Origin of the sequence: Amnibacterium flavum, assembly GCF_003097495.1 — a bacterium.
GTDB classification, from domain to species: domain Bacteria; phylum Actinomycetota; class Actinomycetes; order Actinomycetales; family Microbacteriaceae; genus Naasia; species Naasia flava.
In genome coordinates this window covers 201,574-225,882 of sequence record NZ_QEOP01000002.1, presented here as the reverse complement: position 1 = coordinate 225,882, position 24,309 = coordinate 201,574, and the positions used below count along the sequence as shown (strand labels likewise).

Annotated in this window: 24 protein-coding genes, 1 tRNA gene and 1 pseudogene; 11 read left to right on the top strand and 15 right to left on the bottom strand. The window is 68.6% G+C overall.

Annotation, left to right across the window (positions count from 1 at the left end; all coding sequences use genetic code 11):
- Nucleotides 1–35 precede the first annotated feature (35 nt).
- From DDQ50_RS08630 to DDQ50_RS08620, 3 genes are all read left to right on the top strand, one after another.
- Entirely contained in the window at nucleotides 36–476 is a 441-nt protein-coding gene (locus tag DDQ50_RS08630) for a MarR family winged helix-turn-helix transcriptional regulator (RefSeq protein WP_116756355.1), read from the top strand.
- A 161-nt stretch (nucleotides 477–637) separates the two neighbouring features.
- Nucleotides 638–1,789 carry an ice-binding family protein gene (locus DDQ50_RS08625; protein ID WP_116756354.1) on the top strand — a complete coding sequence of 384 codons (1,152 nt, stop codon included), beginning with the start codon at nucleotides 638–640 and terminating at the stop codon, nucleotides 1,787–1,789.
- A gap of 137 nt (nucleotides 1,790–1,926) precedes the next feature.
- A tRNA-Leu gene (locus tag DDQ50_RS08620) sits at nucleotides 1,927–2,008 on the top strand.
- 227 nt (nucleotides 2,009–2,235) lie between these two features.
- Here the strand turns inward: DDQ50_RS08620 and DDQ50_RS08615 are convergent.
- Both DDQ50_RS08615 and DDQ50_RS08610 read right to left on the bottom strand, forming a co-directional pair.
- A complete protein-coding gene (locus DDQ50_RS08615; protein ID WP_205663616.1) occupies nucleotides 2,236–2,988 on the bottom strand; it encodes an SDR family NAD(P)-dependent oxidoreductase in 753 nt (250 codons plus the stop codon).
- A gap of 17 nt (nucleotides 2,989–3,005) precedes the next feature.
- Nucleotides 3,006–3,848 (bottom strand): fumarylacetoacetate hydrolase family protein, encoded by an 843-nt coding sequence (locus DDQ50_RS08610; RefSeq protein WP_116756352.1) that lies wholly within the window; start codon nucleotides 3,846–3,848, stop codon nucleotides 3,006–3,008.
- 91 nt (nucleotides 3,849–3,939) lie between these two features.
- Between DDQ50_RS08610 and DDQ50_RS17605 the strand changes: the two are divergent.
- Together DDQ50_RS17605 and DDQ50_RS08600 are read left to right on the top strand one after the other, a co-directional pair.
- Nucleotides 3,940–5,227, top strand: a pseudogene (locus DDQ50_RS17605) (enolase C-terminal domain-like protein).
- Between the two features lie 9 nt (nucleotides 5,228–5,236).
- A complete protein-coding gene (locus DDQ50_RS08600) occupies nucleotides 5,237–5,908 on the top strand; it encodes a FadR/GntR family transcriptional regulator (RefSeq protein ID WP_116756351.1) in 672 nt (223 codons plus the stop codon).
- An 85-nt stretch (nucleotides 5,909–5,993) separates the two neighbouring features.
- Here DDQ50_RS08600 and DDQ50_RS08595 read toward each other — a convergent pair whose 3' ends face one another.
- On the bottom strand, nucleotides 5,994–6,824 hold the full coding sequence (locus DDQ50_RS08595; protein WP_116756350.1) for an SDR family oxidoreductase: 831 nt from the start codon (nucleotides 6,822–6,824) through the stop codon (nucleotides 5,994–5,996).
- 281 nt (nucleotides 6,825–7,105) lie between these two features.
- Here DDQ50_RS08595 and DDQ50_RS08590 point away from each other — a divergent pair, with 281 nt between their 5' ends.
- Nucleotides 7,106–7,840 (top strand): DedA family protein, encoded by a 735-nt coding sequence (locus tag DDQ50_RS08590; RefSeq protein ID WP_116756349.1) that lies wholly within the window; start codon nucleotides 7,106–7,108, stop codon nucleotides 7,838–7,840.
- A 34-nt stretch (nucleotides 7,841–7,874) separates the two neighbouring features.
- Here DDQ50_RS08590 and DDQ50_RS08585 read toward each other — a convergent pair whose 3' ends face one another.
- From DDQ50_RS08585 to DDQ50_RS17245, 7 genes are all read right to left on the bottom strand, one after another.
- A complete protein-coding gene (locus DDQ50_RS08585) occupies nucleotides 7,875–9,125 on the bottom strand; it encodes an Nramp family divalent metal transporter (protein WP_116756348.1) in 1,251 nt (416 codons plus the stop codon).
- Nucleotides 9,126–9,161: 36 nt separating this feature from the next.
- Nucleotides 9,162–9,776, bottom strand: a complete 615-nt coding sequence (locus tag DDQ50_RS08580) for a metal-dependent transcriptional regulator (protein ID WP_116756347.1) — start codon at nucleotides 9,774–9,776, stop codon at nucleotides 9,162–9,164.
- 40 nt (nucleotides 9,777–9,816) lie between these two features.
- Entirely contained in the window at nucleotides 9,817–10,740 is a 924-nt protein-coding gene (locus DDQ50_RS08575; protein WP_116756346.1) for a cation diffusion facilitator family transporter, read from the bottom strand.
- Between the two features lie 78 nt (nucleotides 10,741–10,818).
- Entirely contained in the window at nucleotides 10,819–11,445 is a 627-nt protein-coding gene (gene rdgB / locus DDQ50_RS08570) for an RdgB/HAM1 family non-canonical purine NTP pyrophosphatase (protein ID WP_116756345.1), read from the bottom strand.
- Nucleotides 11,442–12,191 carry a ribonuclease PH gene (gene rph, locus DDQ50_RS08565; protein ID WP_116756344.1) on the bottom strand — a complete coding sequence of 250 codons (750 nt, stop codon included), beginning with the start codon at nucleotides 12,189–12,191 and terminating at the stop codon, nucleotides 11,442–11,444. Before rph ends, rdgB begins: the two co-directional genes overlap by 4 nt.
- A gap of 67 nt (nucleotides 12,192–12,258) precedes the next feature.
- Nucleotides 12,259–13,095, bottom strand: coding sequence for a glutamate racemase (murI, locus tag DDQ50_RS08560; RefSeq protein ID WP_116756343.1), 837 nt, complete (start codon nucleotides 13,093–13,095; stop codon nucleotides 12,259–12,261).
- A gap of 11 nt (nucleotides 13,096–13,106) precedes the next feature.
- Entirely contained in the window at nucleotides 13,107–13,259 is a 153-nt protein-coding gene (locus DDQ50_RS17245) for a hypothetical protein (RefSeq protein WP_165829753.1), read from the bottom strand.
- Nucleotides 13,260–13,425: 166 nt separating this feature from the next.
- Between DDQ50_RS17245 and DDQ50_RS08555 the strand changes: the two genes are divergently transcribed.
- The gene (locus tag DDQ50_RS08555; protein WP_116756342.1) at nucleotides 13,426–14,733 is read left to right on the top strand and encodes a nicotinate phosphoribosyltransferase; all 1,308 of its coding nucleotides are present in this window, start codon (nucleotides 13,426–13,428) and stop codon (nucleotides 14,731–14,733) included.
- A gap of 18 nt (nucleotides 14,734–14,751) precedes the next feature.
- Here DDQ50_RS08555 and DDQ50_RS08550 read toward each other — a convergent pair whose 3' ends face one another.
- From DDQ50_RS08550 to DDQ50_RS08540, 3 genes are read right to left on the bottom strand one after another with little or no spacing between them, the layout of a single operon-like run.
- Entirely contained in the window at nucleotides 14,752–15,021 is a 270-nt protein-coding gene (locus DDQ50_RS08550; protein ID WP_116756341.1) for a DUF3039 domain-containing protein, read from the bottom strand.
- Between the two features lie 23 nt (nucleotides 15,022–15,044).
- Nucleotides 15,045–16,619, bottom strand: coding sequence for a hypothetical protein (locus DDQ50_RS08545; protein ID WP_205663615.1), 1,575 nt, complete (start codon nucleotides 16,617–16,619; stop codon nucleotides 15,045–15,047).
- Nucleotides 16,595–17,527: an ABC transporter ATP-binding protein gene (locus DDQ50_RS08540; RefSeq protein ID WP_240614314.1), complete on the bottom strand. Its 933-nt coding sequence runs from the start codon at nucleotides 17,525–17,527 to the stop codon at nucleotides 16,595–16,597. Before DDQ50_RS08540 ends, DDQ50_RS08545 begins: the two co-directional genes overlap by 25 nt.
- A 1,198-nt stretch (nucleotides 17,528–18,725) precedes the next feature.
- Between DDQ50_RS08540 and DDQ50_RS08535 the strand changes: the two genes are divergently transcribed.
- The 4 genes from DDQ50_RS08535 to DDQ50_RS08520 all read left to right on the top strand — a co-directional run bounded on the left by DDQ50_RS08535 (nucleotide 18,726) and on the right by DDQ50_RS08520 (nucleotide 22,066).
- Nucleotides 18,726–19,418 (top strand): phosphocholine cytidylyltransferase family protein, encoded by a 693-nt coding sequence (locus tag DDQ50_RS08535; protein WP_116756340.1) that lies wholly within the window; start codon nucleotides 18,726–18,728, stop codon nucleotides 19,416–19,418.
- Between the two features lie 176 nt (nucleotides 19,419–19,594).
- Complete coding sequence (locus tag DDQ50_RS08530; RefSeq protein ID WP_116756339.1) at nucleotides 19,595–20,401, top strand: ABC transporter permease; 807 nt, start codon at nucleotides 19,595–19,597, stop codon at nucleotides 20,399–20,401.
- 1 nt (nucleotide 20,402) lies between these two features.
- Nucleotides 20,403–21,149, top strand: a complete 747-nt coding sequence (locus tag DDQ50_RS08525; protein ID WP_116756338.1) for an ABC transporter ATP-binding protein — start codon at nucleotides 20,403–20,405, stop codon at nucleotides 21,147–21,149.
- 71 nt (nucleotides 21,150–21,220) lie between these two features.
- A complete protein-coding gene (locus DDQ50_RS08520) occupies nucleotides 21,221–22,066 on the top strand; it encodes a hypothetical protein (protein WP_205663614.1) in 846 nt (281 codons plus the stop codon).
- Nucleotides 22,067–22,097: 31 nt separating this feature from the next.
- Here DDQ50_RS08520 and DDQ50_RS08515 read toward each other — a convergent pair whose 3' ends face one another.
- The gene (locus DDQ50_RS08515) at nucleotides 22,098–23,378 is read right to left on the bottom strand and encodes a CDP-glycerol glycerophosphotransferase family protein (protein ID WP_116756337.1); all 1,281 of its coding nucleotides are present in this window, start codon (nucleotides 23,376–23,378) and stop codon (nucleotides 22,098–22,100) included.
- Between the two features lie 50 nt (nucleotides 23,379–23,428).
- Complete coding sequence (locus DDQ50_RS08510; protein ID WP_116756336.1) at nucleotides 23,429–24,307, bottom strand: glycosyltransferase family 2 protein; 879 nt, start codon at nucleotides 24,305–24,307, stop codon at nucleotides 23,429–23,431.
- Between the last annotated feature and the right edge of the window lie 2 nt (nucleotides 24,308–24,309).

Genomic DNA, 24,309 nt, shown 5'->3' with positions numbered 1-24,309 from the left:
GGTTCCTTACATGCATTATGTGTCAGGATACTGACATGAGTCAAGAACGGATGGTCGGACCGCTGGACCGGTCGATCGGGTACACGCTGAAGCAGGCGGCAACGGCGGAGAACGTCGCCATGGACTCCGAACTGCGCCCACTGGGTCTGACCGTGTCCCAGTACTCGTGTCTCGAACTGCTGCGACAGAATCCGGGAACCTCCAACGCCGAGCTCGCCCGGGGCGCCTTCGTCACCCGGCAGTCGATGAACGAGGTGCTCCGCGGCCTCCAGGAGCGCGGGCTGGTCGCGCGCGCCGACACCGTCGCGCAGGGGCGCGCCCGACCGGCGGAGCTCACCCCGGCCGGCCAGAGCCTCGTCGTCGAGGCCAGCCGAGCGGTGGCTCGGGTCGAGCAGCGGATGATCTCCTCCCTCTCCGAGAGCGATCGGGGGCGCCTGCTCGGCGACCTGAAGTCGTTGATCGAGTCGCTGAGCTGAGGGCCGATCAGGCCGAATCTCCCACCGAGGCTTAACCCCCAGTAGGCCCGGAAACTTAGGCGAACGACAAAAGGCCTGATAGACCGGGAACACACAGAGGTCGATGGTTCTGAACGCACTGGTTCCCTAAGCCCCTCTCAGCCAGTTCGGGGGAACTGACTATGACCAATTCGATTCTTCATCGCCGCGCTGCTCTCAGCGCCGTCGCTGCTCTTGCTGTGGCAGGGCTGTCGCTCTCCTCAGCGGGCGCTGCACAGGCCGACACGGCTATCAGCGGGCCGGTGAACCTCGGCGACGCCGAGACCTTCGCGGTGCTCGGTGGCAGCGCTATCACGAACACGGGCGCGTCGACCATCGCCGGAGACCTCGGGCTGAGCCCCGCCCCGGCCACTGCCGCAACCGGGTTCACCGGGACCCAGACGTCCGGCACTACTCACTACACCGACTCGGTGGCCGCGCAGGCGCAGCTGGATCTGACCAACGCCTCGTTGGTCGCTGCCAGCCTCTCTCCCACCGAATCCGGCCTGGCCAACATCGTGGGTCGAGTCCTGACACCTGGCGTCTACTCCGGAGGAGCGCTCCTCCTTCCCAACAACGGAACGGTGACCCTCGACGGGTCTGCAGAGTCGGTGTGGGTGTTCCAGGCCTCCAGCTCGTTGACAATCGGGTCGGATACCCAAGTGCTCCTCATCAACGGAGCCAGTGCCTGCAACGTCTTCTGGCAGGTCGGCAGCTCCGCCTCCCTCGACACGAGCGCCGACTTCGTCGGCACGATCCTGGCCGGGGTTTCGATCAGCACCGAATCGGACAGCACTGTCGCCGGCCGGCTGCTCGCCAAAGACGCGGTGACCCTGATCAATACCGACATCACGGTGCCGACAGGATGCGCCCAGGGAGTCGAACCGGTGACAACGATCGCCCCGACGATCACCTCGGGCACGCCGGTCGCTGCCATCGCGGGCGTCGATTACGTCTTCACGATCACGGCCGACGGAACGCCCGGCTTCACCTACACGGTGACGAGCGGATCGCTTCCCCCCGGACTCTCCCTCGATTCGACCACCGGTGCCATCACCGGCACGCCGACCACACCGGGATCGTCGACCTTCACGGTCACGGTCAGCAACGGCACCGCTCCCGACGCGTCGGCGAGCTACACCGTCGAAACGGCACCGGCCGGCACGACTCCTGCTGGTGAGCTCGCCAGCACCGGCGTCGACACGTCGGGACTCACCGCCGGCGGGGCAGCCCTGCTCGCCCTCGGCCTCATGCTCGTCGCGTTCCGTCGTCGACCCGCGATGGCGCGACGATAACCCGGGTCGCCGGAACGCGAGTCCCACCACCTTCGGGGCTCGCCTTCCGGCGGCCGCTCACCGCTTCCGGCACCCCGCGCGGGCCCTTTTGCGCGAGTAACCGGCTGGGGCCGGGCGGCTTCTAAACTTGCTGTCACGCGGGAGTGGTGAAATTGGCAGACACGCAGGATTTAGGTTCCTGTGCTTTCGAGCGTGCGGGTTCAAGTCCCGCCTTCCGCACTGGGCCGCCAGGCCCTGGGCGGAAGGCGCCCGCGAGATCGCGCCGGGGTCCCCGCCGGCCGGTCAAGCCAGGTGGTGCGGTGGGCCCACGTCGCCGGTTCCGGCGCGACGCGTAGCGGCGTGACGGCCGAGCGATGGGGATCAAGTCCCGCCTTCCGCACTGGGCCGCCAGGCCCACCGATCAGCTGATCCTCGGGGCGGCGGTCGAGCTGCGCACGGACTCGATATCAGTCGTGGACCGGACGCAGTCGGAGCTCCTGCATGCCGCCGTCGACCGCGATGCTGGTGCCGGTCGTCGAGCGATTGCGCGGGCTCGCAAGGTAGGCGATTGCTTCGGCGACCTCGTTCGGGTCGACGAGGCGCCCGTGGGGCTGGCGGGCGTTGAGCGCTGCGCGCTCTGCTCCCGGGTCGTCGGCCGAGTCGAGCAGTCGGCTCACCCACGGGGTGTCGGCGGTGCCCGGGTTGACGGCGTTGACGCGGATGCCCTCCCTGATGTGATCGGCCGCCATGGCGCGGGTCAGGGCGAGCACGGCACCCTTCGATGCACTGTAGAGCGCCCTCGCCGGCAGCCCCGCGGTCGCGGCGACCGATGAGGTGTTCACGATGGCGGCCGCACCCGATCGGCGCAGATACGGCAGCGCCGCGCTGGCGACGCGAGCCATGCCGGTGACGTTGATGCTGAGAACTCTCGCCCACTCCGCCTCATCGACGGTCTCGACCGATCCCTGAGCCCCGATGCCCGCGTTGTTGACCACGATGTCGATGCCGCCGAGCTCGGCGGCCACGGCGTCGATCGCCTTCTGCACCGACGCGAGGTCGGAGACATCGGCCTCGACCGCGAAGGTGTCGGGATGCGCTGTGTCGATGCGCAGGTCGAGCACGGCGACACGTGCCCCGCCGTCCAGAAGTCGTTGCACGACCGATGCCCCGATGCCGGAGGCGCCACCTGTGACGACTGCGACGAGACCCGAGAATTCCATGCTGTGCACCTGTCCGTTCATGCCTGTGCGAAGACCTGGCGCTGGCGGCCGAGACCCTCGATCTCGATCTCGACGACGTCACCGGCCTTGAGGTAGGGGAATCGTCCCGAGAGCGCGACGCCTTCGGGCGTGCCGGTCATGATGACATCTCCGGGGTCGAGCGCCATGAACTGGCTGAGATGCCACACGATGTGGTCGACATCGAAGATCAGGTCGGCCGTCGAGGAGTCCTGTCGCGGTTCGCCGTTGACCCAGCTGCGGAGGCGCAGATCCGACGGGTCGATCTCGTCGCTCGTGACGAGCCAGGGGCCGAGAGGACTGAACCCCGGGCTGACCTTGCCCTTGCTCCACTGACCACCCGAGAGCTCGATCTGGAACTCGCGCTCCGAGAGATCGTTGGCGACGAGATATCCGGCGATGTGCCTCCGCGCATCGGCGGGTGAGTCGAGATAGAGGGCGCGCTCCCCGATGACGACGGCCAGTTCGACCTCCCAGTCGGTCTTCTCACTCCGGCGCGGGATGGCGACCTCGTCGTCGGGGCCGCCGACGGTGTTGGGCGCCTTGAGGAACATGATCGGAATGGTGGGCGGCTCGGAACCGGACTCGGCGGCGTGCGCGGCGTAGTTCATGCCGATGCAGATGACAGCTCCCGGACGCGTGAGCGGGGCACCGATGCGGCGCCCGGCGGCATCCTCGAGCTCAGGCAGCGACCCGGCCGCCTCAGAGATCCTCCTCAGCCCCTCGACCGAAAGCGCGTGGGCGTCGATATCCGTGACGACCCCCCGGAGGTCGAGATACCGATCACCATCGACGAGCACCGGCACCTCGTGCCCGATCTCGCCCAGCCGCGCTAGCTTCATTGCCGCTCCCTCACGCATTCAGTGGATGCGCCGTTGACATGGCAGACATCCGATGTTTAGCTCGGCATCACCGTAGCCGGGAGGTTCATCAGTGAGCAAGTTCATCGCATTCGAGACCACAGACGTCCGTTTCCCCACCTCGCTCTCACTCGACGGCTCCGACGCCATGAACCCCGACCCCGACTACTCGGCCGCGTATCTGCGCATCACAACCGATGCGACGGATGGCCTGGCCGGACACGGGTTCGTCTTCACCATCGGACGCGGCAACGACGTGCAGGCGCGCGCCATCCAGGCACTCGAGCCCTGGCTCGTCGGCCGCGAGGTCGAGACCACACTCGACGATCTCGGCGGACTGTGGCGGGAACTCGTCTACGACTCGCAACTGCGCTGGCTGGGTCCTGAGAAGGGTGTCATGCACATGGCGATCGGGGCGGCGGTGAACGCCCTGTGGGACCTGAAGGCCAAGCGCGAGGGGCTGCCGCTCTGGCAGCTGCTGGCGCGCCTCTCCCCCGAGCAGATCGTCGACCTCGTCGACTTCCGCTACCTCTCCGACGCACTGACCCGCGACGAGGCCCTCGAGATCCTGAACCGCTCCCGTCGCGGGCGCGCCGAGCGCGAGCGGACGCTCCTGACCGAGGGGTTCCCGGCGTACACGACCACCCCCGGCTGGCTCGGATACTCGGACGAGAAGCTCGTCCGCCTCAGTCGCGAGGCCGTCGCCGACGGATTCAGTCAGATCAAGCTCAAGGTCGGGCGCGGACCGCGCCGACGACATCCGGCGCCTGCAGATCGCGCGCGAAACCGTCGGCCCCGACATCCGCATCGCGATCGACGCCAATCAGCGGTGGGATCGCGACGAGGCGATCGACTGGATCGGCGACCTCACCCGATTCGACCTCGCCTGGGTCGAGGAGCCCACCAATCCCGATGACGTGCTCTCGCACGCGGCCATCGCACGGGCCATCGCGCCGACGCCGGTGGCGACGGGCGAGCACGGCGCCAACCGGGTGATGTTCAAGCAGTTCCTGCAGGCCGACGCACTCCAGGTGCTGCAGATCGACGCGACCCGGGTGGCCGGTGTCAACGAGAACATCGCCATCATCCTCCTCGCCGCGAAGTTCGGAGTGCCCGTCTGCCCTCACGCGGGAGGCGTCGGACTGTGCGAGATAGTGCAGCACCTGGCCATGTTCGACGCGGTCGCGGTCTCGGGCACCACCGAAGGTCGCTTGATCGAATTCGTCGATCATCTGCATGAGCATTTCGTCGACCCTGTCGTCGTGCACGGAGGCCGCTACGCAGCCCCTCGGAGACCCGGTTCGGGTGCCGAGATGCGGGCCGCCTCGATCGAGGAGTACACCTTCTCCGCCGATAACTAGGATCTCCAGATGGCAGTGACAGGTGAGGCGATCGCCACCATCAAGGCGATGATCGTGTCGGGCGAGCTCAAGCCCGGTGATCGACTGCCGCCCGAGAAGGAGCTCAGCGAGCGGTTGGGGCTCTCACGCAACTCGCTGCGCGAGGCCGTGAAGTCGCTCGAGATCATCCGAGTGCTCGACGTCCGGCGCGGCGACGGGACCTACGTCACGAGTCTCGAACCCCGACTTCTGCTCGAGGCGCTCGCCTTCGTTGTCGACCTGCACGACGACTCATCGGTTCTCGAGATCTTCGAGGTGCGCGGGGTGCTCGAACCCTTCGCGGCGGCCCGCGCGGCCCTCGTCATCACCGAAGATCAGCTCCGGGCACTTTCGCAGTCGATCGCATCGGTCGATGCGGCGGCCCCCATCGAGTCTCTCGTCGAGCACGACCTCGAATTCCACCGCCTCATCTCCGAAGCGGGCGGCAACGCCTACCTGTCGAGTCTCATCGAGGGCATGTCGAGTGCCACGGTGCGGGCCCGCATCTGGCGCGGCATCACCCAGGACGGCGCGACGGCCCGCACCCTGTCGGAACACGAGGCCATCGTGGCCGCCCTGGCCTCCGGCGACCCCGAACGAGCCGGCGCCGCCGTGAGGAGCCACGTCGAAGGCATCGACTCGTGGCTCAGGGCCGCACTCTGACCCCGGCTCCGCCCGTCGCTGCTCGGCGGGCGGAGCCTGGTGTGCGGTCGCTGCTCGACCGCGCGTTCTCGACGGGTGCGGTCCTCTACTCGCCGCCCTGGGCGAGCGTCGACACGTCGTTCCACTTCTCCCACGTCGCGATCCGACCCTCGTAGTCGGCCTTCGCCGTCCCGAGCGGGCTGGTTCCGAAGAAGACACGCAGGGGCGGCTCGTCCGCATCCACGATCTTGAGGATGGCGGCGGCCGACGCCGACGGATCCCCGGGGGTGCCGAGCCGCTTGCGACGCTGCTCCTGCATCGTCTCCCGCAGGGAGTCGTACGCGGAGATCGGGTCCGAGTGCTTGGCACTGGCCCCGCCCCAGTCGGTCGCGAACCCGCCCGGCTCGACGAGGGTCACATGGATGCCGAAGCCTTCGACCTCCTGGGCGAGCGCCTGCGAGAAGCCCTCGAGCGCCCACTTGGATGCGTTGTAGATCCCGATGTTCGGGAAGGCGCTGATGCCGCCGATCGACGACACCTGGATGATCCGCCCGCCGCCCTGGGCGCGGAGAATCGGGAGGGCGGCCTGGGTGATCCAGAGCGCTCCGAAGACGTTGGTCTCCAGTTGAGCTCGCGCCTCCTCCTCGGTGATCTCCTCGATCAGACCGAACTGGCCGTAGCCGGCGTTGTTGATGACGATGTCGAGCCGTCCGAAGTGCTCGTTCGCCTGCGCGACGGCGGCGAAATCGGCCTCACGGTCGGTGACATCGAGCGGGATGGGCAGGATCGAGTCCCCGTACTTCTCGACCAGATCGTCGAGCGTGCCCGTGTCGCGTGCGGTCGCCGCGACCTTGTCGCCGCGCTCCAGAGCGGCCTCCGTCCACTCGCGGCCGAAACCGCGCGAGGTACCGGTGATGAACCAGACCTTGTCTGTCATGTTGTGTCCTTCCGAAGGGATACAGGGTCAGACCTCGGCGGCCGATCGGGTATTCCGTCGGCGCCCGTGTTGTCAGTGGATACGCACGTTCCGGCGCGACACGCCTGCCGCAACGTGCGTCTGCGCCCGGAGTACCCGAGCGGGGGCGGGGAGGCGGGTGCTCGTAAACGCCCGAGGCATCCCCGTCCACCGGGGGTGGGTCGGCTACCCTGGGCGGACGTCTTGTTCCGGCCCCCGCCGAGATCTGCTCGCGGCATCGGCCGCCCGACGACTGGAGCCCCGTGCACGTATCGCCGACCGCCCTCATCCCCTGGCTCGACCCGGCCACTCTCATCGACGGCTTCGGTGCGTGGGCTCTGCTCGGCATCTGCTTCATCGTGTTCGCCGAGACCGGCCTGCTCGTCGGATTCCTCCTCCCGGGCGACACGCTCCTGATCATCTCCGGCGTGCTCACCTTCTCGGGGGTGCTCGGCTACCCGATCTGGCTCGTCTGCCTCGCCATCTCGTTCGCGGCGTTCCTCGGCGGCGAGGTCGGCTACCTGATCGGCCATAAGGCGGGTCCGCGCATCTTCGAACGCAAGGACTCGGGGCTGTTCAGCACCGAGAACGTGCAGCGCACCAACAAGTTCTTCGAGCGCTTCGGCGGACTCGCCGTGATCCTCGCCCGCTTCGTCCCGGTCGTCCGCACCTTCGCGCCCGTCGCCGCCGGCGTCGGCCACATGAACTACAAGAAGTACTCGCTCTACAACGCGATCGGCGCGATCATCTGGGGCTCCGGGCTGACCGCCCTGGGCTTCGTGCTCGGCTACATCCCGATCCTGCGCGACTTCGTCGTGAACTACATCGACATCATCCTGCTCGCCGCGGTCGTCGTGACACTGGTCCCGACGATCTACCACTACGTGCAGAGCATGCGGAAGGCCAAGAAGGCACGCGCCGCCGCAGCAGCCGAGCCTGAGGTCGCCGCAGAGGACCTCGTCGTCGACGAGAAGTACTTCGACCAGAAGCCCGACTGAGCCCTGCGCCATCCCGTCTCAGCCGAGGGCCGCGTCAGCCGCCCGTCGCGATCAGCCAGAGCAGCGTCAGGTTGAGTGAGATCAGCAGAGCGGCGGCGATGCAGGCGAGAGCCGTGGTCCACCACCTGTTGACCGAATCGCCGATCACGGAACGCCTCGCCGTCAGCCAGACGAGCGGGATCAGCGCGAACGGGATCCCGAACGACAGCACCACCTGACTCAGCAGCAGGGCGAGCGTCGGCTCGACGCCGATCGCGAGCACGATCAGCGCGGGGATGAGCGTGACGGCCCGGCGAAGCAGGAGCGGGATCCGGATGTGCAGCAGCCCCCGCATGATCTCGGAGCCCGCATAGGCGCCGACCGACGAGGACGCGAGCCCCGACGCGAGGAGCCCGAGAGCGAACAGCGTCGCCACGAGCGGACCGAGACCTGCCGAGATGGCGGCATAGGCGCCCTCCAGTGTGTCGGTGCCCGGCACCCCCTGAAGCGATGCCGCCGCGACCAGCAGGATGACGACGTTCACACCGCCCGCGATGGCGAGCGCGATCGTCACGTCGACCCGGGTGGCGCGTAGCAGCACTCGGCGGCTCGCCACGGGCTCGAGCCCCACGAAGCGGTCCCGGCTCAGGGCGGAGTGCGCGTAGATGGCGTGCGGCATCACCGTGGCGCCGAGGATTGAGGCGGCCAGCAGCACCGAGCCCGAGTCCTCGAATCGCGGAACGAGCCCCGCGATGGCGTCGGCCGGGTCGGGAGGTCCGACGACGATGCCCGCGCAGAAGCCGACGACGATCACGAGAACGAGGCCGACGATGACCGTCTCGAATACGCGCGGGCCACGCCGGCTCTGCACGACGAGCAGCAGAAGGGAGATGACGCCGGTGATGAGCCCGCCGAGCAGGAGCGGCAGACCGAAGAGCAGGTTCAGTGCGATCGCTCCTCCGAGGATCTCGGCGACATCGGTGGCCATCGCCACCAGCTCGGCCTGCACCCAGAACGCGTACCGACTCGACTTGCGGGTGATCCGGCGGCCGAGGTTCTCGGGCAGGCTCGCCCCGGTGACGATGCCGAGCTTGGCGGAGAGGTACTGGATCAGCCATGCCATGGCGTTGCCCGCGACGACGACCCAGACGAGCAGGTAGCCGTAGGCCGCCCCCGCTGTCATGTTGCTGGCGACGTTGCCGGGGTCGAGGTAGGCGACGCCGGCGACGAAGGCGGGCCCGAGGAGCGGCAGTACGCGGACCGCCGTCGGAAGCGGCTGGGTCTTGATCGACACGGCACCCCTCATGTTTCGGTACTCCGAAACTTTAGGGGTTCGCGGGTGTCAGATCAATGACACCCAGACATCGGACGCCGATTGCTCGTCGAAGTCCTCGGCGCCGACTTCGCCGCCCACCTCGAGTCCGCACTGGGCCACGTGCCGGAGCACCGCGGGATCCCGATCGCTGATGCGCACGATGACCCCGCGATCGCCCTCGCGGAGCGCATCCGCCCGAACCGCATCGGGTATCACGACGGCTCCCCGTCCGTCGGGGATCGGGTCGCCGTGGGGGTCGTGACGGGGATGCCCGAGCGCTGCATCGATCGCATCGAGGAGGCGATCGCTGATGGCGTGCTCGAGCACCTCGGCCTCGTCGTGGACCTCGTCCCACGAGTAGCCGAACTGTCCCACGAGCCAGGTCTCGATGAGCCGATGCCGGCGCACGATGCGCAGGGCCTGCGCCCGACCGATCTCGGTGAGCGTGATCGCGGCATAGGGCCGGTGCTCGACGAGGCCCTTCGCGACGAGCTTCTTGACCATCTCGGTCACCGTCGACGGGGCGAGCGCGAGCCGGGTGGCGAGCTGCGATGAGGTGATCGGCTCGGGCTGCCACTCGGTGTGCGCGTAGATGACCTTGAGGTAGTCCTCGATCACCGTGGCGGAGGGGCTGACGGCCATGCTGCGACTCTACGCGGAGCGCTCGCAACGACGCGGGCGGCTAGGCGTGGCGGTGCTGCGCCTCTTCATGGCCGGCGTGCGAGGCGGGCTCGAGCTGGAAGGTCGAGTGCGCGACATCGAAGTGGTCGGACAGGCACCCGCCGAGCGAGTCGAGGACGGCGTCGGTGCGCCCCTCCTCGAAGATCTCGGTCTCGACGACGACGTGTGCGGTGAAAACGGGCGCGCCGGTGGTGATGGCCCAGACGTGCACGTCATGCACGTCGACCACTCCGGGCGCCTCGAGGATGTGCTGGCGGATCTCGGCGACACTCGTCCCGGTCGGAACCGACTCGGTGAGAACCGATACGACATCGCGAAGCAACAGGAGCGCGCGCGGGATGATCAGCAGCGCGACGAGGAGCGAGGCGATGGAGTCGGCACGGGCGAAACCTGTCGTGATGATGACGACGGCCGCGATGACGGCGGCGAGGGACCCGAGCAGATCGCCGAGCACCTCGAGGTAGGCGCCGCGCATATTGATGGATGCCTCGCGACCGCCGCGCAGCACGGCGAGCGACGACAGATTCGCGATCAGACCGATGGCCGCGACGATGAGCATCGGGAAGCCGAGCACGTCGCCGGCGTCGGCGCTCGTCAGTCGGATCACGGCCTCGATGCCCACGAACAGCGCGATGCCGAGCAGCAGAAGCGAATTGAGCAGTGCACCGAGCACCTCGGCCCGGCGGTAGCCGAACGTCGATCGATCGGTCGCCGGTCGCGCGGCGACCACGGTGGCGAAGAGTGCAACGACGAGCCCGATCGAGTCGGACAGCATGTGACCGGCATCGGCGAGCAGGGTCAGCGAACCGGTGAGCCAGGCTCCCCCGACCTCGATGAGGGCGACGCTGGCGGTGATCGCGAGCGCGATGATGAGACGGGTTCTCGAGGACCCGCCGTGCTCGCTGCCGTGATCGTGGGAATGCATCGGCTCAACGGTAGGTCCACGAGGCCCCGGACGCCAGCACACCCCGCCCGTATGCGGCGCCTCCGCAGGTGGAGCAGCTCAGCCGATGCGTTCGCGCAGCCAGGGCAGCAGTGCCGTGAAGGCCTGCGTGCGGTGACTGACGGCATCCTTCTCGGCTGCGGTGAGCTGTCCGGCCGACCGGGTCTCCCCTTCGGGCTGGAATATCGGGTCGTACCCGAACCCGCCCTCGCCGGCCGGCTGCTCGAGCACGACGCCGGGCCATTCGGCCACCTCGACGTGCTCGATGGCGTCGCCGCCGTCGACGGGGATCACCGCGGCGGCGGCACAGTTGAACTGAGCGCCGCGCTGGTCGGCGGGGACGCCGACGAGGTTGGCGAGCAGGAGCCGCAGGTTGTCGCCCGAGTCGCGGGTGCCCGCGTACCGGGCCGAGTGGATGCCGGGCGCGCCGTCGAGGGCGTCGACGCTGATGCCGGAGTCATCGGCGATCGCGGGCAGCCCGGTGTGCTCGGCGGCGGCCCGGGCCTTGATCAGCGCGTTGCCCGCGAAGCTGTCCGCGTCCTCGACGGGCTCGGGGCCGTCGTAGCCGAGAAGCTCGATGCCCACGAGCCGGTCGCCCAGGATGCGGCGGAGCTCCTCGACCTTGTGCGCATTGTGCGTCGCGAGGACCACGCGAACCGCGCTAGCGCTGTCGGATCCCCCGCTCATCGCGTCGCGCCGGGAAGATCGATGCCGAGGGCCGTGCGCTGGAACTCGGCCAGGGTGTCGGTTCCCGCGACGGCGAGGTCGAGCAGTTCGTTCAGCTCGCGGCGGTCGAACGGTGCGCGCTCGGCGGTGCCCTGCACCTCGACGAACAGTCCACGACCGGTGGCGACGACGTTCATGTCGGTCTCGGCGCGAACGTCCTCGGTGTATGCCAGGTCGAGCATCGGCTCGCCGTCGATGATGCCGACGGAGACGGCCGCGACCGTGTCGATGAGCGGCACCGCCTTCTGGCCGATGAACTTGCGCTCGCGCGCCCATTCGATCGAGTCGGCCAGTGCGACGTAAGCGCCCGTGATCGCTGCGGTGCGGGTTCCGCCATCGGCTTGGAGGACGTCGCAGTCGATCACGATGGTGTTCTCACCCAGCGCCTTGAGGTCGATGATGGCTCGTAGCGAGCGGCCGATGAGCCGCGAGATCTCGTGGGTGCGTCCGCCGATCTTGCCCTTGACCGACTCGCGATCGTTGCGCGAGTTCGTGGCGCGCGGGAGCATCGCGTACTCCGCCGTGACCCAGCCGGAGCCCTTACCGCTCAGCCAGCGGGGGACGCCGTTCGTGAACGAGGCCGTGCAGAGGACCCGCGTGCCCCCGAACGAGATGAGGGCCGACCCTTCGGCCTGCGCGCTCCATCCGCGTTCGATGGTGACCGGGCGGAGGTCGTCGGCATTGCGTCCGTCGACACGTGTTGTCATGGTCGCGTCCCTTCGTGGAAGTGCGGAATCGGAGATGGAATGGGGCGGAGGCGCGGGTCGACGGGGCTCAGTCGAGCTGCGGCAGCTGGATCGCGCCCGTGAGAACCGACGAGGCGCTGGGAGCCTCGAGGCCGAGGAAGCGCCGGGCCAGCCGGGTGAACTCATCGGCGCTCTCGCCGGTCGCCTCGTAGACGCGGCTCGGCGGGGTGCTGGATGCACGCATCAGCCCGCGCTGAACGAGGTTGCGGTAGACGTCGTTTGCGGTCTCGGCGGCACTCGAGACGAGGGTCACGTCGGGGCCGACCACGAGCTGGATGGCCGAGGACATGAGCGGATAGTGGGTGCAGCCGAGCACGAGGGTGTCGATGTCGGCCTCGGTGAGCGGGCGCAGGTATTCGCGGGCGACGTCGAAGAGCTCGTCTCCCGACGTGACGCCGGCCTCGACGAACTCGACGAAACGCGGGCACGCCGCGCTGACGAGAGTCAGCTCGGGAGCCGCGGCGAAGGCGTCCTCGTAGGCGCCCGAGGTGATCGTCGCGACAGTGCCGATGACGCCGACCCTCTTGTTACGGGTCTGCCGGACTGCGGCGCGGGCGGCAGGCTGGATGACCTCGACGACGGGGATCCCGTGACCTTCCGTGTACCGTTCGCGGGCATCGCGGAGAACGGCGGCCGATGCCGAGTTGCAGGCGATGACAAGGAGCTTGACTCCCTGCTCGACGAGATCGTCCATGACGGCGAGGGCGTGCCGGCGGACATCCGCGATGGGCAACGGGCCGTAGGGGCCGTTCGCCGTGTCACCGACGTACAGGATTGATTCGCCGGGGAGCTGATCGATGATCGCCCGGGCGACCGTGAGACCGCCGACGCCCGAGTCGAATACTCCGATCGGCGCGTCAGTCACGGTAGCCGAGTCTATTCGTCCGACTCCCCGCGCTTGAGAGACGCCACGATGAGCGCCACCGCGAGGCCGACCACGACGAGCGTGACGACGGCGGCGGGCATGAGGTCGACACCGGACGCGAGCATCGCGGCAGGCGCGGTCGAGCCGAGCAAGGGCAGGGACATAGGGGGCTCTCGGGTAGGAGACGACGGAGGGGGTGATCCGTCATGCTGCAGGGGGTGACCGCAGCGGTGGGTACCGCCATCGTAAAGACCCCGCCCCTCATCAGGTAATCCCCGTTAAGGGGGACACGGGCGAAGCGCCTCCCCCGCCCGGATTAGGCTGACCATCGTGACCGAGAGCACCGCGCTGCTGACCGACCGCTACGAGTTGACGATGCTCGACGCCGCGCTGAAGGCGGGCCTGCACGACCGGGAGTGCGTCTTCGAGGTGTTCGCCCGGTCCCTCCCCGGAGGACGCCGGTACGGCGTTTTCGCCGGCACCGGGCGCCTGCTCGACGCGATCGAGCGGTTCCGCTTCGGCGACGAGGAGCTGACCTGGCTGCGCGACAACGAGGTCGTCAGCGGCGACGCGCTCGACTACCTCGCCGACTACCGGTTCACCGGCGACATCCGCGGCTACCGCGAGGGCGAGCTGTACTTCCCCGGTTCGCCGCTCCTCGTCGTCGAGGGCTCGTTCGCCGAGTCGGTGCTGCTCGAGACCCTGATCCTCAGCGTTCTCAACTACGACAGCGCGGTCGCGACCGCCGCGGCGCGCATGGTGTCCGCCGCCCGGGGTCGACCGCTGTCCGAGATGGGTTCGCGGCGCACGGGCGAGCGGTCCGCGGTCGCGGCGGCGCGCGCGGCCTGGATCGCCGGCTTCGCGGCGACCTCCAATCTCGAGGCGGGACGGGAGTGGCGCATCCCGACGATGGGCACCGCCGCGCACGCGTTCACCCTGCTCTTCGACGACGAGCGTCAGGCCTTCCAGGCCCAGATCGACTCGCTCGGGACCGGGACGACCCTCCTCGTCGACACCTTCGCTGTGCCGACCGCGGTCCGCACAGCGGTCGAGGTCGCCGGCACCGGGCTCGGCGCAGTCCGGATCGACTCGGGCGATCTGCACATCGTGGTCGCCGAGGTCCGTGCCCAGCTCGACTCCCTCGGCGCCACCTCGACGCGGATCACGGTGACGAACGACCTCGACGAGTTCGCGATCGCCGCACTCGCCGCCTCCCCCGTCAACTCCTACGGTGTGGGCACCTCGCTCGTCACCGGTTCCGGGCACCCCGCAGCGGGCATGGTCTACAAGCTCGTCGCGCACCGCGACCGCGGGGGCGACTGGCTGTCCGTGGCCAAGAAGTCGACCGCCAAGGCGAGCGTCGGGGGCAGCAAGCACGCCTTCCGACGGCGGGACACCTCGGGGGTCGCCCGCGCCGAGGTGGTCAGACTCGACACCGACGGCGTCCCCACCGCGACGCCCGACGAGCGCGCGCTGCAGGTCCCGCTCATCGAAGCGGGAGTGGTGCGACCCGAGTGGCGCGGCCCCGAGGGCACCGCGGCAGCCCGCGAACACCACACCGCGGTCATGGCCGAACTCCCCCGCGATGGGATGCGGCTCAGTCAGGGTGATCCGATCATCCCGACCACTTACGCCTGACCGGCGCTTCGAACTCCGCTATTCGCGGAGGGACTCGTAGATCTCCTTGCAGGTGGGGCAGACCGCGAACTTCGACGGGTCGCGCCCGGGAACCCACTTCTTGCCGCAGAGCGCCCGGACCGGCTTGCCGGTCACCGCGGACTCGACGATCTTGTCCTTCTTGACGTAGTGCGCGAACTTGTCGTGATCGCCGTCGTCGAGCTGTTCCTTCTCGATCAGCTCTTGGAGTTCGCGGTCGAGCACATCGGTGCCCCCGCCGGGTTCTGTCGTCGAGTCTGAGTAGCCCACGGAGTCGATTCTACGCGCGGGCCTCAACTGTTGAGCAGGGCGGAGGCGAGCATCTCGGGACCCCGACGACTGAAGATGCGGGAACCGAGGGCCACCCCGCCGATCAGCACGAGGAGACCGGTGCCGACTCCGGCCAGCAGGGCCCACATGTACCAGTCGCCTCCGTAGAAGAAGCCGAGCGCGGCCAGCCCGATCGTCGGGAGCGACAGGATGACCGACGAGACGAAGATGATCGACTGGGCCAGGGCCATGGTCGCCCCGGTGTTCTGCGGCTGACTGAACGCGCCGTCCCCGGGGCGGACGACCGGATACGGGAAGCGGGCCGACGACACGCTCGAGAGCCCGAAGCCGCTGAACAGCAACGCGATGCCCACCCCGATGAGGGCGCCGGCCAGCGACCAGTCGTCCGCGTACCAGGCTGCGAAGAAGGATCCGGCGACGATGACGGGGATGCCGATGACCAGGGCCGGGAAGAGGCGCCCGAGGCGGTCGGCGCGCCCGCGCGTGCCGGACGCGACGTGCAGCCACACCGCGGTGTTGTCGTAGGCGACGTCGTTGTGCACGGACCAGCCGAGCAGCAGGGCGAAGACCGGTACGGGCACGAGTGCGACGACGTGGTGCGGCACCCCGACCACGACGAACGGGATCGTGAGGGCGATCGCGGAGATCGGGATGATGAAGAGCGAGTTGCGGTAGCGCGGATCGCGCAGCCAGTAGGTGGCGGTGCGGGCGGCGATCGCACCGCCCGGGTTGGCGGGCAGCCGATCGAACCAGCCGAGCCCCTCGTACTTCTTCGCCCGTCCCTCCCGCTCGGGAGTGACGAGCATGCGGGCGAGCAGCCCCTGCCAGGCGAGCCACAGCAGTCCGACCGTGGCGAGCGCGATGAGCAGGTGCAGGAAGGCGAGGCCCCACTCCCCCGTCGCCGCGTCGCCGGGGGCAGCCCACACCGCGCCGAGCGGCGTCCAGGCGAGACCGTCGGCGATGCTGCCGAGCATTCTCGCGCCGTCGCGGCCCCAGTCGACCTCGCTGAGGATGATGACGACGGGCGAGATCATGACGATGACGAGGATGCCCACGAGCGCGGTGAACTCCCGCGCCCGCCGTGTGGACAGGACGTAGGCGGCGACCGAAGTGGTGACCCGGGACGCGAGCACGCACGTGGCGACGATGGCGAGAGCGCTGACCAGGGCGATCAGCGTGGTGCCGACGTCGCGGGTCCAGGTGATGACCGAGGCGAGCGCGATCGCGGTGATCGCGAGCGACGGGATGCTGATCATCGCCGCCACGATGAGGCCGACGGCGAGGCGACGGTTGTCAATCCCGAACAGGGCGAAGCGCCGAGGGTCGAGAGTGTCGTCGATGCCGAGCACGAGCGGCACGAGGGTGAACCCCAGCACCACGACCGAGCCGGCGATGATCAGCGAGTTGCGTGCGATGTCAGGGTCGGCGAAGCGCAGCCCGATGAGTGCGACGACAGCGAAGAACGCGATGCCGACGCCGTAGACGATTCCGACGATGAGACCGAAGATCTGCCAGGGGCTGCGTTTGAACGCGTTGCCGAGCAGCCGCAGTTTCAGTCGGAGAAACTGTGCAACCACTCCATGCCCTCTGCAGCTTTGCGTCCGCCCGCGAGCTCGACGAAACGGTCTTCAAGCGTCTGCTCCCCGCGGACCTCGTCCATGGTCCCCGAGGCGAGGACGTGCCCGCCCACGATGACGGCGACGTGATCGCAGACGCGCTGGATGAAGTCCATCCCATGGCTCGAGAGCACGACGGTGCCGCCGCTCTCGACGTAACGCTGCAGGATCTCGATCAGGTTCGCCGCGGAGACGGGATCGACGGACTCGAACGGCTCGTCCAGCACCAGGAGGCGGGGCGAATGGATCATCGCAGCGGCGAGGGCGATCTTCTTCGTCATGCCGGCCGAGTAGTCGGTGACGAGGCGGTTGACCGCATCGTCGATGCCGAACGCGGTGACGAGGTCGGCGGAACGTTTGACCACGGTGTCGCGGTCGAGACCGCGGAGGACGCCGGAGTAGTAGAGCAGCTGGGCGCCGGTGAGCCGGTCGAACAGCTTGAGCGCGTCGGGCAGGACGCCGATGCTGCGCTTCGCGCGCTCCGGTTCCTTCCAGACGTCGATGCCGTGAACCGTCACGGTGCCCGAGTCGGGACGCAGGAGACCGGTGACCATGGACAGGGTCGTCGTCTTCCCGGCTCCGTTCGGCCCGACGATGCCGTAGAACGATCCCGTCGGGACGGACAGGTCGATCGCGTCGACGGCGACCTTGTCACCGAATCGCTTGCTCAGACCTGTCATCGACAGCACGATCTGGGAGAACTGCGGTGAGGACTTCGCCGCAGGTGCCTTCTCGGCACGCGGCGACTGCTCGACCGGCTCGGCTTTCTCGGGCTTGGCCGGCGGTTCGGCGGTGGGCTCGGCCTTCACCGGCGCCTTCGCGGTCGCCGACTGAGTCGTCGGAGACTCGACCGCGGGCGACGGTGCCACCTGAGTCGTCTCAGCGACCGGCAGGGCCGTCTCGACGGGAGTCTTGTCGACGGCGCCATTCGAGGCAGCGGTATTCGAGGCTTGGGCGTTCGCAGCAGGGGCCTTCGCGGCCGACTCTTTCGCGGCGGGCGGCTTCGCGGCGACCGGCCTCGCGTTCGGCCTCGGCGGCCTCGTCACCGCCTTCTCGGCAGCGGAGAAGGTGATGGCGGTCGGCGGCTTGGGTGCCGGCTGCCGCTGGGAGCCGGCCTTCGACCCTTCGGATCCGGAGGAGTTCGCCGCCCCCGTCGTCGCGGTCTCCGACTCGGCTGTCGCGGATGCGTCGGTCGTCGTCGTCGCGTCGTCCTTCGGCTCAACCGATGTCGCGGTCGCAGCCTTGGCGCTGACGGTGCGGCCTTTCGCAGCGCCGGCCGTCGCACTGCCGGTTTTCGCACTGCCGGACTTCGCGGCCCCCGACTTCGCGGAGCCCGACTTCCCGGTGCCCGACTTCTCCGAGCCCGACTTCTTCGAGCCCGCCTGGGCGGGGCGGGAATCGGCGGCGCTCGGCACAGCGGAGGCCGACTGCGCGGGAGCCGAGTCGACGGGCGTCTGCTCCGGGGCATCCTGTCCGGGCGCGACGGCTGCGGCCGATGCGCTCGCCGCCGTGGACGCCGAAGTGACACCGGTGGTGACCCGTCGAGAACCGGATCCGGACCTCGACGACGTCGTCGTGTCGCTGCCTGCCGAGGGCGAGGTACTCGACGGCGTGCGTCCGCTCGCGGCGGGCGGGGTCTTCGCTGTGCTCGAGCCCGTCGATTTCGTCCGGGTGCGCGTGCGCGGGGAGCGCGGCGTCGACCGGCTCGTCGATGTCGCGGTCGTCGACTCGGTTTCCGCCGGACTCGGCACCGAAGGCCGTGAAGGCTTGGCGGGCACAGCGGTGCCGGCCTTCTCGTCCAGCGTCGGCGAGTTGTCGTTCGTACTCTCCGGCGCTTCTGTCACGGGTCCAACGCTATCAACCGAAGCAGGCGCGGTTCGGAGCAATCGTCATCCGCCGACTTGGGCTCGCCTTTGCGCAAGCTGTGAATTCACCGAGTTCGACATCACGATCCCGCTACAGGCGGTTCGTCCCCCTATTCACGGCCTGCTTGTACCCCGTAAAATGGCGTCTACATGCACCGGGTGTCTCTTTCGGAGGCAACCCGTGAACATCAGGAGAACAAACGTGACCACGCAAATCGTGATCCTCGCCGCCGGAATGGGCTCGCGTCTCGGACGCTCGCTGCCCAAGCCGCTCACTGAGCTGAGCGACGGCCGCACCATCATGGGTCAGCAGTTCGACAACATCCACCACGCTTTCGGCCGCGACGCCGACGTCACCGTGGTGGTCGGCTACAAGCTCGAGCACATCATGGAAGCCTTCCCGGCTGCGAGCTTCGTCTACAACGAGCAGTACGACCAGACCAACACCTCCAAGAGCCTCCTCCGCGCCCTCCAGGCATCCGGAAACGGCGGCGTGCTGTGGATGAACGGCGACGTCGTCTTCGACCCCGAGGTGCTCGACCGGGTTCGCCCGCTGATCGTCCGCGACCAGTCCTTCGTGACGGTCAACACCGCGTCGGTCTCCGACGAGGAGGTCAAGTACACGACCAGCGCCGAGGGGTACATCGATCAGCTCTCCAAGACCGTCAAGGGCGGCCTCGGCGAAGCCGTCGGCATCAACTACGTGTCCTCGCGCGACAAGGCGGTGCTGATCCGCCAGCTGCAGAAGGTCGGCGCACAGGACTACTTCGAGCGCGGCATCGAGCTCGCGATCGAGCGCAACGGCATGCTCGTCGAGCCTCTCGACATCAGCGACCTCTACGCCGTCGAGATCGACTTCGCCGAAGACCTCGAGCGAGCCAACCTCCACGTCTGACCTCGGACATTCCGGACCTGTCCGCACGTTCCGGCGTGCGCGCAGGTCCGGAACATCATCCCCGCACCCTCCCGACCTGGGCGTTCCGGCGCGGCGCGCACGTTGCGGCCGGCCCCGTGCGCCGCAACACACTCGTGCGGACGTGGTCGCATCCCTCTGACGGTTAGAGTCGTCCCGTGACATCGGCTGCCAGGACGAGCGCTGTTCGCTCCCATCCGGGCGGAGCGCGTCGCTACCGCCAGGTCCTCTGGCTGCTCACCACGCGCGACCTCCGCGTCCGCTACTCGACGTCGGCGCTCGGCTATCTCTGGTCGATCCTCGATCCGCTCGTCATGGCGGGCATCTACTGGTTCGTCTTCACCCAGGTGTTCCAGCGCTCGGCGGGCGAAGAGCCCTACATCGTCTTCCTGCTCAGCGCACTGCTGCCGTGGATGTGGTTCAACGGCGCGGTCAGCGATTCGACGAAGGCGTTCCTCCGCGAGGCGAAGCTCGTGCGCTCGACGAAGATCCCGCGCACCATCTGGGTCTACCGACTCGTGCTCTCGAAGGGCATCGAGTTCGTCTTCAGCATCCCCGTGCTCGCCGTCTTCGCGATCCTCGGCGGCGCCCAGGTGACGCCGGGGATCCTGCTGTTCCCGGTCGCGATCGCCCTGCAGGCGATCCTCACGGCGGGGATCGGACTCATCGTCGCGCCCCTCGTGGTCTTCTTCCGCGACCTCGAACGGGCCACCAAGCTGGCACTGCGATTCCTCTTCTACGCCTCCCCCATCATCTACAGCACGACCGATCTGCCCGAGTCGCTGCACGGACTGGCCGCCTTCAACCCTCTGAGCGGCATCTTCAGCGCCTACCGGGCCACGTTCTTCGAGGACCAGCTCGACTGGTACCTGATCGGCGTCTCAGCGGTCATGTCGTTCGCCATCCTGGGCCTCGGCCTGCTCGTGTTCCGTCGTTCCATCCGCTCCGTCCTGAAGGCGATCTGACATGCCGACCACCGACGAGCCCGTCATCGTCGTCGACGGAGTGGGCCTGCTCTACCGGCGCAACCGTCTCGCTCGGCGCAACTTCAAGGACCTGTTCTCCCGGGCAGCACGGCGCACCCGACCCGGCGAGTTCTGGGCCCTGCGCGATGTCTCGTTCTCGGTTCGACCCGGTGAGGCCATCGGCGTGGTCGGGCGCAACGGTCAGGGCAAGTCGACGCTCCTGAAGATCGTCGCCGAGGTGGTCCTCCCCGATCGCGGAACGGTCTCGGTGCGGGGCGGAGTCGCCCCCCTCATCGAGATCACCGGCGGCTTCGTCGCTGACCTCTCGGTGCGCGACAACGTCTACCTCACCGCGGGCCTGCACGGCATGTCCAAGCGCGAGATCGACGCGAGCTTCGACGAGATCATCGAGTTCGCGGAGATCGGCGACTTCCTCGACACCCCCTACAAGCACCTGTCGAGCGGAATGAAGGTGCGCATCGCGTTCGCCGTCATCTCCCGGCTCGAGGAGCCGATCATCCTCGTCGACGAGGTGCTCGCGGTCGGCGACCGCGCGTTCCGGGAGAAGTGCTACGAGCGCATCGAGGAGCTCCTCCGCGACGGACGCACCCTCTTCTTCGTCTCGCATAACGAAGGCGACCTCCGGCGGTTCTGCACCCGGGGCCTGTATCTCGAGAAGGGCGAGGTCATCCTCGACGCTCCGATCGACGAGGTGCTCGATGCCTACAAGGCGGCGACCGCACGCTGAGCGTCTGGCTCGTTCACGGCAGACGTGCCGGAACGGTTATCTAGACTCCGGAGCATGACCACGGGGACAGCATGACCACCGGAGCGCCGGGCGACTCGCAGCTGCCGACGCCGCTCGTGAAGGGCTTCGACCGCCTGATGGCAGTGCATCGTCCCGCTGTGATCGCCGACATCCGCGCGGTGCGACGTCTCCGACCCGATGCGACGCCCGAGCAGGTGCTGAAGACGCTGGAGCGTCAGTACCTCGCCGCCGTGACCACCGGCGGCGCCGCCGTCGGCGCCAGTGCCGTCATCCCCGGCGTCGGCATGGGCGTCTCGCTCGCTCTGAGCGGTGTCGAGACCGCTGCCTTCCTCGAGGCCAGCGCGCTGTTCGCTCAGTCGGTCGCCGAGGTCCACGGCATCGCGGTCGAGGACCCCGAGCGCGCCCGCGCACTCGTCATGGCCCTGATGCTGGGCGACGGCGGGAAGTCGCTCGTCCGCCAGTTCGCCGGTCAGGTCGGGAGGAAGGGACCCTCGCGCAATCTGTTCTGGGGCGAGCTGGTCACGAGCAGTCTTCCGCAGACGCTGATGGGCCCGCTGACCGATACCCTCAAGCGGCACTTCGTGAAGAGCTTCGCCACCCGGCAGGGCGCGTCCGTCATCGGACGCATGGTCCCATTCGGAGTGGGCGCCGCGATCGGCGGCGCCGGCAATCACCTGCTCGGTCGCCGCGTCGTCCGCAGTGCCCGCGAGGCGTTCCCACCCGCACCTATGTACTTCCGTCCCGAGCTCGACGTTCCCGCGAAAGCACCGAAGCCACCCAAGGCTGACAAGTCGATCGATGAGACGAGCGATGGGAAGCGCCGCGGGCCGTTCGGACTCGGCCGCAAGCAGCGCGCCATAGAGGCTCCCCAGCCCACGGAGGACGCGGACCTCTGACCGGGTACCGCATCTCTGCGCCGAGGACCGGTCAGTCGTCCTCGTCGCTCGCGTCGGGGTCCCAGGAGTCGTCGGAGGGCGAGTCGCCGTCGTGCAGTGCGGCGTTCTCCTCCCAGACGGCGAACAGGTGCTCGATGGCCGCGTGGAAGCGTTCGGTCGCAACGCCCGGCGTCGTGTCGCCGAAGTAGTGCGTGACCCAGCGAGAGAGTCTCTCGCGCGCGACGTCGTCATCCGCGACGAGCGCGAGCCGTTCGGGCGCGTGCGCCGCCTCCTCCGCGGTGAGCCATTCGGCGTCGGACAGGTATCCGCCGGCGTCGATCTCGGCGAGCGGGTTCACCGGTCGTGTGACGAGCAGCGGCTTGCCTGTTGCGAGGCGGTCGTAGACCATGGCCGAGATATCGACCACGGCGACGTCGGCGATCGCGAGCTGCCAGCCGATGTCGGATCCCGTGTCGTGCACGTGCTTCACCGACGGATCCGCCTGATTCGCCCGAGCGATCATCTGGACGATCTCGCGGTTCGCCGCACCGTAGGCGTGGTCGACGACGCCGCTCCGCGGATGCGGGCGGTAGATGACGCGGTGCCGTCCGGTGGCCAGCAGTGAGCGGACGAGGTCGACGCCGTGGCTCGCAACGGATCCGTAGGCCGCTGACGGCCGATCGCCCTCCCAGGTCGGGGCGTAGAGAACGACCGTCCGCTCGTCGGGCGTGAACGGCAGTTCGCCCGAGTAATGATCGGCTTGCGGCCGGCCGATCTCGATCGCGCGCTTGTCGAAGTCGTAGTCCCAGAGCACCCGTCCCAGCCGTTCGCGGGCCGCCTGCCCGGCGATGAGGCTGTAGTCGTAGGCCTTGAACTGGTTGGTCGTCATGTACATCTTGTCGCTCTCACCATGATTGATGAAGACGTGCCAGCGACGGCCGTACCGCATCATCTGGAAGTTGCGAGCGTTCTGGTTGACGTAGAGGACGATGCGGAGGGGCTGCTCCGCGACGGTCCGCTCGAGGTCGGCGACGCTGCGCACGAACGCGACCGGGAGATCCGATTCGGCGAGGATCCCGTTCGCTGCAGAGGCCGAGCGGCTGAGCACGAGGACGGGGTGACGGGCGCTCAGCTCGGCCAGCGGCTTGTACCACTGGCGGATCTGGTACATGTTCACGGCGGCGTCGGCGAAGTAGACGGCGATCTCGTAGTGGCCGGGCTTCAGAGGCGGACGGGCGGCGAGAGTCCTGCGGAGCTGACGTCGATGGATCCGCTGGCGGACCAGCCGGCGCGCGACCTTCGCGGCCAAGCGGGCGTCGGAGAGGAACGTCACTCCCCCAGGCTAGTCGTGAGGTCCGCTCGGCGACGGAAACGACGGACGGTTCAGACGATGGGCGGGCGCCCTGCCCGCGCCATCCGCAGCACGGTGCGCCACCGCATGCGGTGCCGCCCGCCCGGGTCGGTGCGCCACCCCTCCCGCCAGCCCGCGAACCAGGCGGCCCGCCCGCGACTGTCGCGTGCGAAGCGCAGCACCTGGATGGCCAGCCAGGCCCCCGTGTACAGCGGCGTCAGAACCGCGGGCAGGTTGCGTCGGGCAAGCCAGACCCTGTTGCGGGCGGTGAGCCGGTAGAAGTCGTCGTGGCGGGTCGGCTCGATCACCGGATGCGCGGCTTCGAGCTCTCCCGCGTACCAGGCGATGCGGCCGGTGTCCCAGACCCGCCAGGCGAGCTCGATGCCCTCGTGCGCGTAGAAGTACGGATCGCCCCACCCGCCTGTGACGTCGAATACCGTTCTCGGCAGGAGAACGGCTCCCTCCCACGCCGTCATCATCGGGCTGGAGCGCGACGGGTCGCCCTTGCGGATGCGCGGGATCCACCGCCGCGGCGTCGTCGCGCCGGTGGGATCCACGACTCGCGGTTGAATCATTCCGATGCGCGGGTCGGCGCCCACGAGGGCGATCGCGTCGACGAGGAACTCGGGCGATGGGAGGCTCGCGTCATCGTCGAGGAAGAAGATCCACTCGCCCGACACGACGGGCGCACCCGCGTTGCGGCCGGCCGGAATGCCGACGTTCGTCGGAAGGGCGAGCGTGCGCACGCCCTCGGGGACGGGGCCGGACGCCGGATCACAGCCGTTTCCGACGATGACGACATCGATCTCGACGGCGCGCTGTGCGAGCACGCTGGCGAGCGCGCGATCGAGGTCGACCGGTCGGGTGCCCTGGGTCAGGAGAACGACCCCGACCCTGGGCGGTTGCGGCACCC

Coding starts and splice junctions, on each gene's coding strand:
- DDQ50_RS08625 (WP_116756354.1), top strand. CDS start 638: ATGACCAATTCGATTCTTCATCGCCGCGCTGCTCTCAGCGCCGTCGCT.
- DDQ50_RS08610 (WP_116756352.1), bottom strand. CDS start 3,848: ATGAAGCTAGCGCGGCTGGGCGAGATCGGGCACGAGGTGCCGGTGCTC.
- DDQ50_RS08575 (WP_116756346.1), bottom strand. CDS start 10,740: ATGCATTCCCACGATCACGGCAGCGAGCACGGCGGGTCCTCGAGAACC.
- DDQ50_RS08585 (WP_116756348.1), bottom strand. CDS start 9,125: ATGAGGGGTGCCGTGTCGATCAAGACCCAGCCGCTTCCGACGGCGGTC.
- DDQ50_RS08525 (WP_116756338.1), top strand. CDS start 20,403: ATGCCGACCACCGACGAGCCCGTCATCGTCGTCGACGGAGTGGGCCTG.
- DDQ50_RS08520 (WP_205663614.1), top strand. CDS start 21,221: ATGACCACCGGAGCGCCGGGCGACTCGCAGCTGCCGACGCCGCTCGTG.
- rdgB (WP_116756345.1), bottom strand. CDS start 11,445: ATGAGCGGGGGATCCGACAGCGCTAGCGCGGTTCGCGTGGTCCTCGCG.
- DDQ50_RS08600 (WP_116756351.1), top strand. CDS start 5,237: ATGGCAGTGACAGGTGAGGCGATCGCCACCATCAAGGCGATGATCGTG.
- rph (WP_116756344.1), bottom strand. CDS start 12,191: ATGACAACACGTGTCGACGGACGCAATGCCGACGACCTCCGCCCGGTC.
- DDQ50_RS17245 (WP_165829753.1), bottom strand. CDS start 13,259: ATGTCCCTGCCCTTGCTCGGCTCGACCGCGCCTGCCGCGATGCTCGCG.
- DDQ50_RS08580 (WP_116756347.1), bottom strand. CDS start 9,776: ATGGCCGTCAGCCCCTCCGCCACGGTGATCGAGGACTACCTCAAGGTC.
- DDQ50_RS08615 (WP_205663616.1), bottom strand. CDS start 2,988: ATGGAATTCTCGGGTCTCGTCGCAGTCGTCACAGGTGGCGCCTCCGGC.
- DDQ50_RS08630 (WP_116756355.1), top strand. CDS start 36: ATGAGTCAAGAACGGATGGTCGGACCGCTGGACCGGTCGATCGGGTAC.
- DDQ50_RS08595 (WP_116756350.1), bottom strand. CDS start 6,824: ATGACAGACAAGGTCTGGTTCATCACCGGTACCTCGCGCGGTTTCGGC.